At 57.3% G+C, this 14,420-nt stretch carries 10 protein-coding genes; 9 read left to right on the top strand and 1 reads right to left on the bottom strand.

The window, feature by feature from the left end; all coding sequences use genetic code 11:
• Positions 1-181 precede the first annotated feature (181 nt).
• The 4 genes from folD (at position 182) to purU (ending at position 5,563) form a co-directional block, all read left to right on the top strand.
• Positions 182-1,123 (top strand): bifunctional methylenetetrahydrofolate dehydrogenase/methenyltetrahydrofolate cyclohydrolase FolD, encoded by a 942-nt coding sequence (gene folD, locus ACZBJS_RS23590; protein ID WP_463439296.1) that lies wholly within the window; start codon positions 182-184, stop codon positions 1,121-1,123.
• Between the two features lie 756 nt (positions 1,124-1,879).
• The gene (locus ACZBJS_RS23585; RefSeq protein WP_463439295.1) at positions 1,880-2,128 is read left to right on the top strand and encodes a hypothetical protein; all 249 of its coding nucleotides are present in this window, start codon (positions 1,880-1,882) and stop codon (positions 2,126-2,128) included.
• Positions 2,129-2,136: 8 nt separating this feature from the next.
• A complete protein-coding gene (locus tag ACZBJS_RS23580) occupies positions 2,137-4,644 on the top strand; it encodes a GcvT family protein (RefSeq protein WP_463439294.1) in 2,508 nt (835 codons plus the stop codon).
• 70 nt (positions 4,645-4,714) lie between these two features.
• Complete coding sequence (gene purU / locus ACZBJS_RS23575) at positions 4,715-5,563, top strand: formyltetrahydrofolate deformylase (protein ID WP_463439293.1); 849 nt, start codon at positions 4,715-4,717, stop codon at positions 5,561-5,563.
• Positions 5,564-6,416: 853 nt separating this feature from the next.
• Here purU and ACZBJS_RS23570 read toward each other — a convergent pair.
• Complete coding sequence (locus ACZBJS_RS23570; RefSeq protein ID WP_463439292.1) at positions 6,417-6,893, bottom strand: Lrp/AsnC family transcriptional regulator; 477 nt, start codon at positions 6,891-6,893, stop codon at positions 6,417-6,419.
• Positions 6,894-7,579: 686 nt separating this feature from the next.
• Between ACZBJS_RS23570 and ACZBJS_RS23565 the strand changes: the two genes are divergently transcribed.
• The 5 genes from ACZBJS_RS23565 to ACZBJS_RS23545 all read left to right on the top strand — a co-directional run bounded on the left by ACZBJS_RS23565 (position 7,580) and on the right by ACZBJS_RS23545 (position 13,767).
• The gene (locus ACZBJS_RS23565; RefSeq protein ID WP_463439291.1) at positions 7,580-8,758 is read left to right on the top strand and encodes a M24 family metallopeptidase; all 1,179 of its coding nucleotides are present in this window, start codon (positions 7,580-7,582) and stop codon (positions 8,756-8,758) included.
• Between the two features lie 72 nt (positions 8,759-8,830).
• A complete protein-coding gene (locus ACZBJS_RS23560; RefSeq protein WP_463439290.1) occupies positions 8,831-9,796 on the top strand; it encodes a 2-hydroxyacid dehydrogenase in 966 nt (321 codons plus the stop codon).
• Between the two features lie 424 nt (positions 9,797-10,220).
• Entirely contained in the window at positions 10,221-11,273 is a 1,053-nt protein-coding gene (locus ACZBJS_RS23555; RefSeq protein ID WP_463439289.1) for an extracellular solute-binding protein, read from the top strand.
• A 278-nt stretch (positions 11,274-11,551) separates the two neighbouring features.
• The gene (locus ACZBJS_RS23550) at positions 11,552-12,271 is read left to right on the top strand and encodes an aspartate/glutamate racemase family protein (RefSeq protein ID WP_463439288.1); all 720 of its coding nucleotides are present in this window, start codon (positions 11,552-11,554) and stop codon (positions 12,269-12,271) included.
• A gap of 74 nt (positions 12,272-12,345) precedes the next feature.
• Positions 12,346-13,767, top strand: a complete 1,422-nt coding sequence (locus ACZBJS_RS23545) for a M20 family metallopeptidase (protein WP_463439287.1) — start codon at positions 12,346-12,348, stop codon at positions 13,765-13,767.
• The last annotated feature ends 653 nt before the right edge of the window (positions 13,768-14,420 follow it).

The following is a 14,420-nucleotide window of genomic DNA, read 5'->3' as shown; positions in this document are numbered from 1 at the left end:
TCCTTTTCGCGAGTTGAGCCCGGATGTTTCCGACAGTTGATGATTTCTCCGTGTTCATGCAGCAAAAGTGAAGCGTCGCGCGACCTGACCGGCGATCGTTGGAGTTATGTAGTAATCCTTGACATCCTGACTTCGTCGATAACTCACCAACTTACCTCGATAAACGCTCGAGAAATCAGTCATGAATGCTATCCGAATTGATGGAAAAGCCATCGCCCAGGACCTGCGGGCTAGCGTCGCGCGGGACGCGGCTATACTGCGGGCCGAACGCAATGTTACCCCAGGCTTGGCCGTAGTGCTGGTCGGCAGGGATCCGGCCAGCTCGGTTTACGTGAAAGCGAAGGTCAGACAGGCCCAGGCCGTTGGCTTCAAGTCTGAGCAATTCTTGCTGCCGAACAATGTTGGCGAACTCGAGCTACTTGAGTTGATCGAGGATCTTAACGTTGACGATTCCATCGATGGCATCCTCGTTCAGCTTCCGCTGCCCGAGCACATCGACCGTTGGCGCGTGTTGGAGGCCATCAATCCAGCAAAGGATGTGGACGGATTTCATCCTTACAATGCTGGAAGGTTAGCAGCGGGTCGGCCAGCTCTTGCTCCCTGCACTCCGCTTGGGGTTGTCCATCTCATCAAGACTGTCGTGAATGACATGAACGGGCTTGACGTCGTCGCCATCGGCCGCTCGAATATCGTTGGAAAACCTCTTGCGCTTATGCTCGGCGATGCCGGATGCACTGTGACGGGTGCGCAGCTCCAGACGCGCAACCTTCCGGACCTCTGTCGAAAAGCCGACATTGTCATTGCTGCCGCTGGTTGCCCGGAACTGGTCCGGGGTGATTGGATCAAGCCAGGCGCGATTGTCATTGATGTCGGCGTTAATCGTGCGATCGAATCGACCGGCGCTGCCAAAATTGTCGGGGATGTGGCCTTCGCGGAAGCGAGTAAGCGCGCAAGTTACATAACTCCGGTACCTGGTGGTGTCGGGCCCATGACTGTTGCGTACTTGCTCACCAACACCATAAGTGCAGCAGTTTCGCGCCGCGGTTTGTCGTTGGTGGTCAATCCTGAGGCCGAATTCAGCCATGCTGGATCAGCCAGCAAAGTCCTGCATGTCAATTTCTAGCTGGGAAGTCGGAAGGATCTGAACGTCGCCACCATTCAGCGGGGCCGTCGGCGTCTTAATCCGCTTGCCTTTGCGCATCTCGCTGCTTTCGCGATTGCGGTTGCCGGCCAACTTCGTCGCGTTTGAAACACTCATCAAACCGAACTACTGGTGCAATCGCCGCTGATGCAACGCATACGAAGTATGACTAGCCACTCAACGAGCGAAAAGACGCTCTAATTTACTTTCGTGCCGCGAAGAACGTCCGCCCGTTTGGGTTAGGCTACGGCGGCCAAATGGCCATCATGCATACGCTAAAATTCCTGTACCGCGTGATTGCAGTAAAGTCTGTGCTGCAAAAGCCTCTCAGAATGCACGATCGGCGTTCGGTAACTATCGAACGTTCGATGATTGTTATCGCCGCCCCTACAATCATTTTCTGAAGTCACGTTTCTGTCGATTCCGCGAGCCCAATATTTATGTCCGCTTCCATTGAATGGGCGATTGGCCATCGTTCGCGTGCAAGCCGCTTCTAGATCTCTCTCTCTCTCTCTCTCTCTCTCTCTCTCTCTCTCTCCTCGCGCGCCTGGACTGCTCACGTTAGGCCGAGGTTGAGGGCACAAAGCATCGCGCTTTGACGGCCTGGTGCAGAATTTCAGCTCCGCGATGGTCAATCTTGGTTAGTTTCAGATCTAGGGATCGATAATATACGCGCGAAAGATGGAAGTGCCCTGTCGATCACGGTCGCGGATCAAAATGCGCGAAGGAAGAGCAAACTTGCAGAGTTTCGTGCACTCCAAGCGCCCTATCACGCATGATTCAGTGGAAAGCGGGATCAGCTATCAGCAAAGGCGTGCCAATGGTGCTCGAGTTCGCGCGAATAGCTCGTCGCGTGCGCGTCGAAAACAGCATCCGGATCGAACGTTGCGTGATGAATCGCGTCGCCAATCTCGAATCGATTGCGTCAAGCATTTCTACAAGCTGATCCTGGGCCGCGCTCAGGCCCACCTGCAGTCATTCTTCTGAGTAGTTTAATGCAAAGCAAGCTGCCTTCCCATGCGGAATACGTCGTTGTCGGTGGTGGTATTATCGGTCTTTCCATTGCCTTTCATCTCACGCGACTTGGACATCGCGACGTTCTGCTGCTCGAACGCGATCAGCTGACCTGCGGCACAACCTGGCACGCGGCCGGACTTGTCACCCAGCTTCGAGCCAACGAGAATATGGCGAAGCTGGCTCAGTACACCGCAGGATTGTTCCGAGAACTCGAAGAGCTGACCGGCCAGCACACCGGCTTTCGGCAATGTGGGTCGATCACCGTTGCGGCGACACCTGCCCGGCTTGAGGAGCTGAAGCGAGGTGCATCGATGGGGCGCTCCTTTGGTCTCGATGTCGAGATCATCGATGCCGCAGAAGCCAAGCGACGTGTACCATTGCTCGATGTGGCAGATGTGCTTGGTGCGGCATGGATCGCCTCCGATGGCAAGACTAATCCGGTGGACACGGCGCGCGCGTTCGCGGCCGGCGCGCGGCAAGGGGGAGCAAAAATCGTGGAGCGCGTGCCGGTGACGCGCATCATGACCGAGAAGGGGCGAATCGCCGGCGTTGAGACCGCGTACGGCAACGTCCGCTCCGAAAAAGTCGTCATCTGCGCGGGGATGTGGAGCCGGTCTTTGGCTGCCGATCTCAATTGGACAGTGCCGTTGCACGCGGCAGAGCATTTTTACGTCGTGACAGAATCCATTGCAGGTTTATCGCACGATACTCCCACCGTGCGTGACCTTGACGCGTGCTTCTACGCAAAAGAAGACACGGGTAAATTGCTGGTCGGTTTCTTTGAGCTTAACGGCAAGCCTTGGGGTATGGAGGGCATCCCCCGCGAGTTCAGTTTCGATTCACTGCCTGACGACTTGGAGCATATTGAGCCTCACCTCGCCAATGCTCTGCGGCGCATGCCGGCCCTCGAAAACGTGGGGCTGCAGCTGACTTTCAATGGTCCGGAGAGTTTCACGCCCGACAATCGGTTCCTGTTAGGGCCTGCACCCGATATCGACGGCCTCTATGTGGCCTCGGGCTTCAATTCGTGTGGCATCGAGTCCTCCGGGGGCGCGGGCAAAGTCATGGCCGAGTGGATGTCAACCGGCATGCCCGCCAGTGACTATTGGGAAATGGACGTCCGACGCGCGATGCCATTCCAGCGCAATCGTCGATATTTGCGCGATCGAACGGGCGAGGCGGTTGGGCTCCTTTACGCCTTGCACTGGCCTCACAAATCGCCTGTCACAGCCCGTAATGTGCGCGTCTCGCCGCTACACGATCGGCTGGCAGCTGCCGGTGCGAAGTTTGGCGAGGCCGCTGGGTGGGAGCGGGCGCAATGGTTTGGCGCCTCTGAGGCGCCGGCGAATGCCCATGCCACATTTGCTCGCGACGACTGGTTCAAGGCGAGCGGTGCGGAGCACGAGGCGACCCGTTCCAAGGTCACGGTATTTGATCAAACCTCCTTCGCGCATCTGCTGGTGCAGGGCCCTGATGCGCTCTCCTTTCTTCAGCACCTCTCCACTAATGACGTTGACGTTCCAGTGGGCCGTGTCGTGTACACCCCTTGGCTCAATGAGCGAGGGGGCATGGAGTCCGATGTCACCATCGCACGAACAGGCGAGGAGGAGTTCCTGGTGGTCACGGCGGCTGTGCAGCGGATCCGGGATCTCGCCTGGCTGCGAATGCAGGCTAGGCGTGTGGGCCATGTGTTTGTCACTGACGTGTCGTCGGGCTACGCGTGCCTGTCCGTCATGGGGCCGCGTTCGCGAGAGCTGCTCATGCGCGTGAGCCCGGCGGATTTCTCTGACGCTGCATTTCCCTTCGCGACGGCCCGAGAAATCGAGATTGGCTATGGCATGGCTCTCGCTTTCCGCATGACCTTTGTCGGAGAACTGGGATGGGAGCTGCACATCCCGACCGATCAGGCTCTGGGTGTCTATGATGCGCTGATCGCCGCGGGACGCGATCTCGATCTGTGCCACGCCGGCTACGTAGCGCTCAACACGTTGCGCCTTGAGGCGGGTTACCGCGACTGGGGCGCCGACGTGAGTGACGAAGATTCGCCGCTCGAAGCGGGACTGGGATTCACGATCGCCTGGAACAAGGCTGAGGAGTTTATCGGGCGGAGGGTCCTCGAGTCACAGCGTGGGAAGATTCCGCTCCGGCGCCTAGTGCAGCTAGCAGCGCCCCGGGCGGTGCCCCTCATGTTCGGAACAGAGCCAGTCTGGCGCAATGGGTTGCTCGTGGGCTACCTGCGCTCGGCCGGTTTCGGCCACACCTTGGGCTGTGGCGTCGGCATGGGGTATCTCCACTCCGAGAGCGGAGTAAGTGCCGAATGGCTGTCTCAGGGAACTTTTGAGATAGAAATCGCCGGCGAAAGACACGCTGCCATCGCATCCCTTCGCGGCTTCTACGATACGAATCGCACCCGAGTTAAGGGCGAATGGCGCAACACTGAAGACCTCGTCGCCCCGGAGCTGCTCAGAGCGCGGTCTCAGGCATGACTATTACCTCCTGCCTTCTGAGCAGCCTACAAGGCAGCGCCGGGCGGTGACTGCTATGTGCGACCGTTCCATGATCCTTGCCTTGTCCTGCCCTGATCGTCCAGGGATCGTATCGGCGGTTTCGAGCCTTCTGTTCGACGCCGGTTGCAATATTCTCGATGCTCAGCAGTTCGACGATACCGAAACCGATCACTTTTTTATGCGCGTTGTTTTCGATCGCCTTGAGCAAGCGAGATCAGAAGTAGAAATTGCTGTGTCGATCGAGGAGCTCGCCAAGCGTTTCGCCATGACATTCACCTTGCGGCGAAGCTCTGCCAAAAAACGTGTGATGCTCCTGGTTTCCAAATTCGATCATTGCCTGGCCGATTTGCTTTATCGCTGGCGTATAGGCGAACTGCCGATGGAGATAACGGCGATCATTTCTAACCACAACCGCGAGCATCTCGTCTCCACCGATCTGACCAAGCTGCCGTTTCACCATCTACCAGTCACCAAGCAGACGAAGATGGAGCAGGAGGCACGAATTTGGGAGATCGTGCAGGAGACCAATACGGATCTCGTCGTCCTTGCGCGCTACATGCAGATTCTGTCGGACGGTTTCTCAGCCAAGTTGTCGGGCCGCTGCATTAACATTCACCACTCGTTTTTGCCGGGGTTCAAAGGGGCCAAGCCGTATCACCAAGCTCACGAGCGAGGCGTCAAGTTGATCGGTGCGACCGCGCATTATGTAACGTCCGACCTCGACGAAGGGCCAATCATCGAGCAGGACGTCGAACGAATCTCGCATCGTGACACGCCGGACGATCTCATCCGGAAAGGCCGTGATATAGAACGGCGCGTACTCGCCCGCGCCGTGCGCCATCATCTCGAAGATCGCGTGGTGCTGAATGGCAAGAAGACTGTCGTCTTCACCGGCTGACCGGAGCCTTTGACCTCCCAGCTTGCCCTGCCGATGCGCTGATGCTGCAGCTCAACTCTTCGAGACGCGCCGGGCGATAGGTATATATATATTGCGAGCGGCTTGATACACGGCACCGAGGCCACAGAGCGCTAGCAATCTTCACGGAGGTGACGATTTCAATGGTGGAGTGGGCGCCTTTGCATGTCGAGCGATATGGCCGTCGGTGCAGGAGGCAACTAGCCGGTCGCTCGTTTCGACGAGGTGGCTGATGTGTGGCTGCCATCTGAACCCACTTTGCGCCGCGAAGCTCAATAACATCGACAGGAAAGCCGGCTCTTCGGTGTTCCGGCCAGCTTGTCAGACCACACTGCCAGCGCATTCTCGAATCTCAGCTTGGAATTTGCAGGCTCAACGCATCGCTCACACCGATTAAGCGCAGTAGGCCATCTGCTCAGAGTGAGTCTTCTTCGGTGACGTCCCGGGGGCATGCGTGAGTTCGCCGTGATCAGCTACGAGAGATGTTCCACTCGACTAGTAGTCCTGTTCAAATTGCTGGCGCTCGCGTAAGCGCGATAAAACTCGGCACTGACGGTGGTCGAGGGCGAGGTAAGTTCGCTTTTCATCAGCGGACCCTCAGCTGAGTCACTTGAATGCCGAGCTGCTGTGGCTTGGACGTTCCCATCAGGGAGGATGGGGCGTGCAACTGAATGAAGCGCGAGATTCGTAGGCCTCAATCCCATTGGAATGTCTACGAGGAGAACTCTCTCAGCTCAAAGCTCGACAGCAGCATCGAGGACAGACCGTGTGTGGGAAGCGTTTATAGGAGAGAGATGAACAAGTGCGCGAACGCACGTGCGATGGATGAAGTGCGTCAACCTTCTGACGGAACTTCAATTGGAACGGCAAAGCCGGCCTTAACGCGATCCATTATGACCATCGTTTTGACCCCCTTTATGTCCGGATTCTCATAGAAGAATCGTCGAGTGAACTGTTCGTAATCTTCCATGCTGCGGGCGGTAATGTAGAGGACGAAGTCAGCGTCGCCGGTGACGTAAAATCCGTTGACGACTTCAGCCGAAGATTTGATGGCCTTCTTAAACCTATCGATGATATCTGCGCGCTCCCGCTCCAAGCTCACCAGCACAAGCATTTGAATGGGGTTTCCTACCGCCTTCGGGGAAACGATCGAGACGTCGGCCTCGATGATTCCATCCGAACGGAGCCTCTTCAGTCGTCGTTGACAAGCGGTAGCAGAGAGCCCGGCCAGTTCGCCGATTACCTCGGAAGTTAGACGGTTGTTCTTTTGCACGAGCTCAAGGATGCGGGCATCTATCCGATCGTATTGCATAATCGCCTCCAGGCGAAACTCGTCTCAAAATATCCTGCCGAATGCAGGAAATCGTCCGAACGGCAGAAAACTGCGACGCAAATCCTTTTGTGACACCAGTATCCCGAATAAATAGGTAATTTCAACGGGGCGACGTCAGATTTCTGGTTAAGGCTGGCGTCGAGTGTCTTCGAATCGTTACGATCCAAATTTGACGCACGTATCGGCCAATTCTTGCGCCTTGACGCTCGGCCGGCCAGCATTGGCAAAGTTGCCGCGGCGCTCCCTCAAAAACGATCGGCGACCGTTCGACCATGTGGAAGCGCCAGTTGGGAGCTCTGTGCCACCGATGAAAGAATGCTCGCCTTGCCCAGTAGAGGCGGGTTGGAGCGACTTGTGCAGCGCGGCGCGAGTAACGCTAGGCCCGAAGAAGCTCCGTTGCCGCAGCTCGTCTGTGCAAGGCGCATTGACAGAGCGATTAGTATCTATCTTACGCCGCAAGCTGCTGGGCAATTGAAAACAACGCAGAAATTATGCGAGCTCACCCTCCTGCAAGCAGGAAAACGGCGAGGCTATGCGATAGCCTGAGATCTAAATACAGATCCGCGAGGCTCGTGGACGGGAGGCAGTCGGAACGCTATCCCGCGCGCTTGGAAGGTCGTGGTCTGACCGCGCATACACAGTCAACGCCCCTGAGGTAAATCAGCATGGAAAAAATACTGCACTTTGAGCGAACCGAATTCGACGCACGGGTTGCGGCCGTGAAAGGAGCGATGGCCAAGCGTGGTATCGATATTCTGCTCGTGTCCGAGCCCCCCAATCTGAATTATCTAACTGGTTACGATGCCTATTCTTTCTATACCCCACAAATCGCGATCGTCGCGCTCAATCACGATGAACCCATTTTTATCACGCGGTTCATGGACCGCATCTCGGCAAAAATAACGACTTATCTCGCAGAAGATAACATCAGGGCCTTCCCGGATGAGTATGTAAACTCGGCCACCTTGTCGGCGTATGACTTCATGGCGGACGTCGTAAAGGAAATTGGTCATGAAAGGGCGAAAATCGGCGTGGAGATGGGAGGCTTCTACTACTCCGCGCGCGCACATGCCGACCTTGTCAGGGCACTGCCGCAGGCAGAGTTCGTAGACGCCGACTTGCTAGTCAATTGGATTCGCCTCACGAAGAGTCCAGCGGAAGTGTCTCTCATGCGTCAAGCCGGTCGGATCGGCGATGCGATGCTAAAGCGGGCGATTGACACCGCAGAGCCCGGCGTACGCGAATGCGACCTTGCGGCTGCCGTCTATCACCAGCAGATTTCAGGTACGCCAGAATTCGGAGGCAGCTACGATTCTTCGGCCCTGCATCTTTGTGTTGGGGAACGCGCTCTCGCGCCGCATTCCGCGTGGACAGACAAGGTGCTGCCAGAGTCTACAACAATCAACGTCGAAGTTCATGGGAATCGGCTTCGCTACCAGATCAATGTAAGCCGAACGATTTGCATCGGAAAGCCGTCCTCCGCCTACGAGAAATTCTCCGAGATCGCCATCGAAGCCCTGAATGCGGGCCTCGAAAGTGTCCGTCCTGGTCGCACCTGCTCGGAAGTCCACGGTGCCTTTGCGCAGGTACTCGCCCGTCATGGACTTGAGAAGGAGGGGAGGCTCGGCTACCCGATTGGAATTGGTTACCCGCCATCGGTAGCAGAGCGCACTGCTAATCTTCGCAAGGGAGATGAAACAGTTCTTCAGCCAGGCATGTGTTTCCATATGATGCCTGGTCTTTGGATGGACGATAGGAGCGTAGCCGTAACGCAGCCTTTTGCTGTGACTGAAACGGGTTACGAACCTTTGACTTCGACACCGCGCATCCTGTTCATTAAATAGCGCACTAAATGTCGCTCGATGGCGCAGTATTCGGCGGCAATCCTGCTGCCGGTTGAGGTTGGAGACATCGGGATGGGTAAGGGCGCGCTCGCGCTGCTGATCAATGGCGGCTCGGAAAACTGGTCGTCGGCGCGCTGGAAGGCGCGGTTCGACGCGGTCTGCCCGGACCGCCGCGTGGTGCTGCTGCCGGACGGCGCGCTCGATCCCGCCGAGGTGCATTACGCCGCGGTGTGGAAGCCGAAGCCGGGCGAGCTCGCGGCATTCAAGAACCTGCGCGTCATCTTCAATCTCGGCGCCGGGGTCGACGCGCTGATGGCCGATCGCTCGCTGCCCGACGTGCCGCTGGTGCGGGTCGCGGTCTCCGACCTCACCAACCGCATGACCGAATATGTCGTGCTGCATGTGCTGATGCATCATCGCCAGGAGCTTTACTTGCGTGAGTCGCAGCGAGTGAAGCGCTGGGCGCCGGACCATCAATGGGCGGCGAACGCGATCACGGTCGGCGTGATGGGGCTCGGCACGCTCGGCGCTGCCGCGGCACGTGCGCTGCGCGCGCTCGGTTTCCGCATCGTCGGCTGGAGCCGCAGCGAGAAGCGGATCGACGGCATCGCCTGCTATCACGGCGCGGACGGGCTCGACGCATTCCTGCGCGAGACCAACATCCTGGTCTGCCTGCTGCCGCTGACGCCGGGCACAAGGCATGTGCTCAACCGCGACGCGTTCGCGAAGCTGAACCGCCAGAGCCCGCTCGGCGCGCCTGTCATCATCAATGCCGGCCGCGGCGGCTTGCAGAATGAGGCCGAGATCCTGCGCGCGCTCGACGACGGCACGCTGGGCGCGGCCTCGCTCGACGTCTTCGAGGCCGAGCCGCTGCCCGAGGCGAGCCCGTTCTGGAGCCATCCGAAGGTGGTGCTGACGCCGCACAACGCCGCCGACACCGACGCCGACGAGATCTCAAAATACGTCGCCCAGCAGATCGCGCGCTTCGAGGCCGGGGGCGCGCTGGAGAACGTCGTCGATCGCAAGCGGGGGTATTGACCCGCGCGCGCCAAAGTTAATACCAGGCACACGGCGTCGGGAAGCTACCTAGAGGGGAGGGCTGGCTAAATCCTCCAGAATCGAAATGAGCGGAAGCTGTGGAGCGTTGTAAACCTACCAATAGATGTTGAACGCCTCCTGCCATCAGGGGGCGCTGTCGTTCGTCGGAACGAGAGTAGCGCTGTTTCTGCGTTTCATGTTTCATGGTGCATGTGAGGCTACGAGTTCCGCATCGAACATGCGCGGCACAAGGCACACGAGGAGGGGCAGCCAGCGGCAAGGCGGCGCTTGAGTGGATTCCGGTCCTTTGGGCTCGCTCCGACACAAGAGATTGGAAATTATTGCTCATTGTCCTGGCACACGCGTCTGTCCAGTATTCGTCCCTCCTCTTCATGAGGGGCAGCAGAAGAGAGGAAATCGGGTAATGAAAAGGCGAAAACTGTTAGTATCCGCGGCTGCGGCTGCGGCTAGCGTTCTGACCGCACCTCAAGTCAAGGCTCAGTCGAAGAAATTTGCCGGTATTACATTGCGTGTAAATGGGTACGGCGGCGCCTGGGATGCAGTCCTCACAAAGAGTGTGGCCGCGCCTCTCGAAGAGAAGTACGGACTAAAAGTTCAGTTCATCGCCGGCACCCAAGCAGCGGATCTCGTCAAGCTGGTCGCGAATAAGGAAAATCCGCCATATGACATCTTTATGGCGGACAGTGCTTACATGGTCGAGCTGCTTAAGGCCCGCATCATCGAAGAGGTCAAGGCGTCTGACGTTCCAAACATCAAACGGATTCTTCCTGGGTTTCGCGAATTCGGCGATTACGGTGTGCCATTCAGCGTCTCCTCCGTCGTTCCCGTCTACAACTCAAAATACATTAAACAGCCGCTCACGTCGTATTCGGATATCGCCCGAGCAGATTTGGCTGGCCGTGCGGTCATTCCGACTGCGACCCTCGACACCGCGAGCCTATACCTTCTTGCCATGGCCGACGAAAATGGCGGCTCGATTTCGGACATCGAGCCAGCATTCAAGATATTGGCCGCCGCGAAGCCGAACATTGTCGCGCTTGCGCAGACAACCGTCGCCGAGCTGCAGATGTTTCAAAACGAAGAAGCGCATGCGGGCATCTTCTGGGACGGTCGCGCCCATGAATTGCGCACGAAGGGCGTTCCCATCGTCACCGTTGTCCCACCCAAAGGTGTATACTCGGTCAACGTCTATATCAACATTGTCAAAGGAATGAAGCATCTGGAAGCTGCACATGCGTTCGCTCAGCAACTACTCTCCGAACAAGGCATGCTGGGCCTACCCGAGGCGCTTCGGTATGGTGTAACGACCGACGTCAAATTGACGGAAGAACTTAGCAAGGACCTCCTTTTCAACTCGCCTGCGCGCAATGCCTTGAAAAGGAAAGTCGAATGGGACAAGTGGATCGCAACCCGCAGCGCGCGGATCGAGCAGTTCAATAAGATAGTTCGAAGCTAAGCGGGTGGGCTGCTAGGCAGCGCCTCGCGTCCGTGCAATTATCGTAGTGCGCGTGGCGGCGCTAACGGCTGGGACCCGGCAACCGTGATGTTCTTGGCGTGACAAGCGTCCCAATGCGTTGTTTCTGCTCCTTACTTGGCCGTCGATGAGATGAAAGCCTCGCATTTGGCCGATCCTGTGCAGAATCCCTGCCAGCGACGCACTGTATTGGTTAGATTTAGATCTGAGGCTCCGTTAATATCCGGGCCGAGAGATGACACGTTTGGATTGAAAGTGTCATGGAAATTGAAATGCTCGGAGCAAAGTACATGACAAGGAAAATCGGTGCGCTCGGCATACTGCAGTTACAGAATACTCCACAGACCATGGCCGGATCGCTCAGCAATCCAGCTACGTTTTCATTTCCGACGATTTGCCGCCAGGTTTCGGGCGCTTGGACCAAGAATGTCGTTTTTGGCGGTGAAGACGACAAATTGGAAGCCGCGTACATAAGCGCGGCGAGAGACTTGGTGCGTGATGGCGCAATTGCGATCACGAGCAATTGCGGATTTACGATCAAGTACCAAAAAGCAATGGCGCACGCATTGTCGGTACCGGTGTCGATGTCCTCCTTGCTACTGCTGCCCTATCTGGATGCGTCGATCAAAGGACGTATTGGGATTTTGACCTTCGACTCCCGGCCATTGACTTCCGATTTGCTGATGCTTGCCGGTCTCCGCTCGTGTGAGCGCATTGTGGTCGCGGGCATAGAAAATTCTGAAACATGGAAAGCAATGTCGCGACCGGAGAATGACTACACGGTTCCGCAACTGACCAAAGATCTGCTAGCTGCAATCGCGCTTATACGTACGCAACATGACGGCATTGAAGCGATACTATTTGAATGCACGGGATTTCCAGTTGTGGCGCAGGAGGTACGCGAGCAGACGGGATTGCCCGTGTATGATGCCGTAACGAACGCCAAACTCTTGATGAGCGGCTACAATTTAGCAGCCTAGGAAACGAATTAACAAGGAAGCCGGCTTTTTCTTGCGCCGCGGTTGGAAGTGGGCAAAGCCAAGGACGGACGAAAATGAGAAATTCCGATGCCATCTGGCGCATCGCGGAGGACAAGGCCCCCGCGTTCCATAAGCTCAGTGACGATATTTGGGAAAAACCAGAGCTGAACTATCAGGAACGTGCTGCCTCGGCGGCGCACGAGGAAATACTGCGGGCGCAGGGCTTTCGAGTTCAAACCAATGTTGCCGGCTTACCAACAGCGATAATGGGCGAAGCCGGTAAAGATGGTCCAATTGTCGCCATTCTGGGCGAGTTCGACGCACTTCCCGGGTTGAGTCAGGAGGCTGGGGCTTTGGTTCACAAGCCACTGATTTCTGGAGGCAATGGGCACGGATGCGGCCACAATATGCTCGGGTCAGCGGCCTTACTTGCAGCCACAGCAATCAAGGACTGGCTGGCGGCAACAGGCCAGAAGGGTCGCGTACGCTACTACGGATGTCCCGCGGAGGAAAATGGCTCAGGTAAAGGGTTCATGGTGCGAGCTGGCGTGTTTTCTGATGTCGACGTAGCAATATCTTGGCACCCGGCCGATTTCACGGGAGTATTCAAGCCGACATCGCTGGCTTGCGTTGAAATAGATTTCACTTTCGATGGCCGGGCCTCACATGCGGCGGTGGCGCCGCATCTGGGACGAAGCGCGCTCGATGCGGTCGAGTTAATGAATGTCGGCGTAAACTACATGCGAGAGCATATGCCATCGTCGGCGCGCGTCCACTACGCGGTCACTGATACTGGCGGCAACGCGCCGAACGTCGTGCAGGCTCGCGCTTCCGTGCGCCAGCTCATTCGGGCGATCAACCTCAATGAGATGTGGGATCTAGTCGGCAGGGTAAAAAACATTGCGCAGGGCGCCGCACTCATGACGGAAACGCGCGTCGAGGTGAAGCAGCTCTCAGGCGAGGCAAATCTTGTTGGTAACCGTCCGCTCGAGGAGATTATGCAGGCTAACCTCCTTCGGCTTGGCGGGCCGGGCTTCGATGCAGCTGATCGTGCCTATGCCGCGCAAGTCCAGAAGACATTTTCTGCTGAGGACATGCGGACTGCGTACGCTCGTTATGGCATGAACCCACAAGAAGGTGAATCGTTGAGCGAAAGAATCTTTCCGCTCGACTATGTTGGCGAACATCTGGTCGGCTCGACGGATGTAGGCACCGTCAGCTGGGTTGTGCCGACGGTGCAGTGTCGGGTGGCCTGTTTTGCGGTAGGAACGCCAGTACATTCCTGGCAACTTGTGGCGCAGGGCAAGATGCCGGCGGCACACAAGGGATTGACACACGCCGCGAAAGCCATGGCAAGTGTTGCTGTCGATATTTTCAGCGACATCGGCCTTCTGGCTGCAGCCAAGCGCGAGTTTAAAGCGTTTCGCGCAAAGAACCCATTCAAAAACCCCATTACGGAAGAGGTTGTGCTGCCACTTGAGATAGCCGCGCGTTGATGCGCGGTTAGAATGCGCAATTAATCTGCAACGGCGCGCCTCACAGGCGGGCAACGAACTCGAGCGAATTGCTGTAATTAGGCGAATTGTCCGACAGACTATCAATGCGCGAATGAATAAGCAATTTTTGTCAATGGCCCGTGTCGCCTTCAGGCGAGCCGAACAGCGGCAAAATGTCGTGCTTCCGGCCTATCGCTAACGACGATGGCCGCGGCCTGTGCCCTGGATATCGCCGGCACGGCGTGAACTCCAAGGCAGCGAGCGTCTTTCCCGGCTGCTGGCGCTTTCGCGGGATCGCGCTCAATGCGCCGGCGATCGAGCCAGCGCGTGTCCGCTAGCGCGGCGATGAAGCATGCGGAGGAGCAGCCTAACTCCCGGGGGAGTTGCGGCCGGATCACTTTACTAGCGGGCAATCGCAGTTGATTGAGAAGTAGGCCAGCGTGAGGGGATCGACAACGTGGTCCCCCACACTTCCCGTCACATAGGCAGCTATCGGTGCATCCAAGGCGCCCGAGCGCAGTAAAGCGAACGTTTGATGTTAGGTGAGCGTCACGAAGGGATCACCGGTGCCCGGGCTTGACTTGCGCGGAATGCTCTGGATAGCGCGGTTGGGATGATTGACGCTGCCGTTGCGCGGTGATGGGGTGATCTCG

The organism is Bradyrhizobium sp. KZN70725 (assembly GCF_055264925.1).
This window is presented reverse-complemented; position numbering and strand designations above follow the sequence as displayed.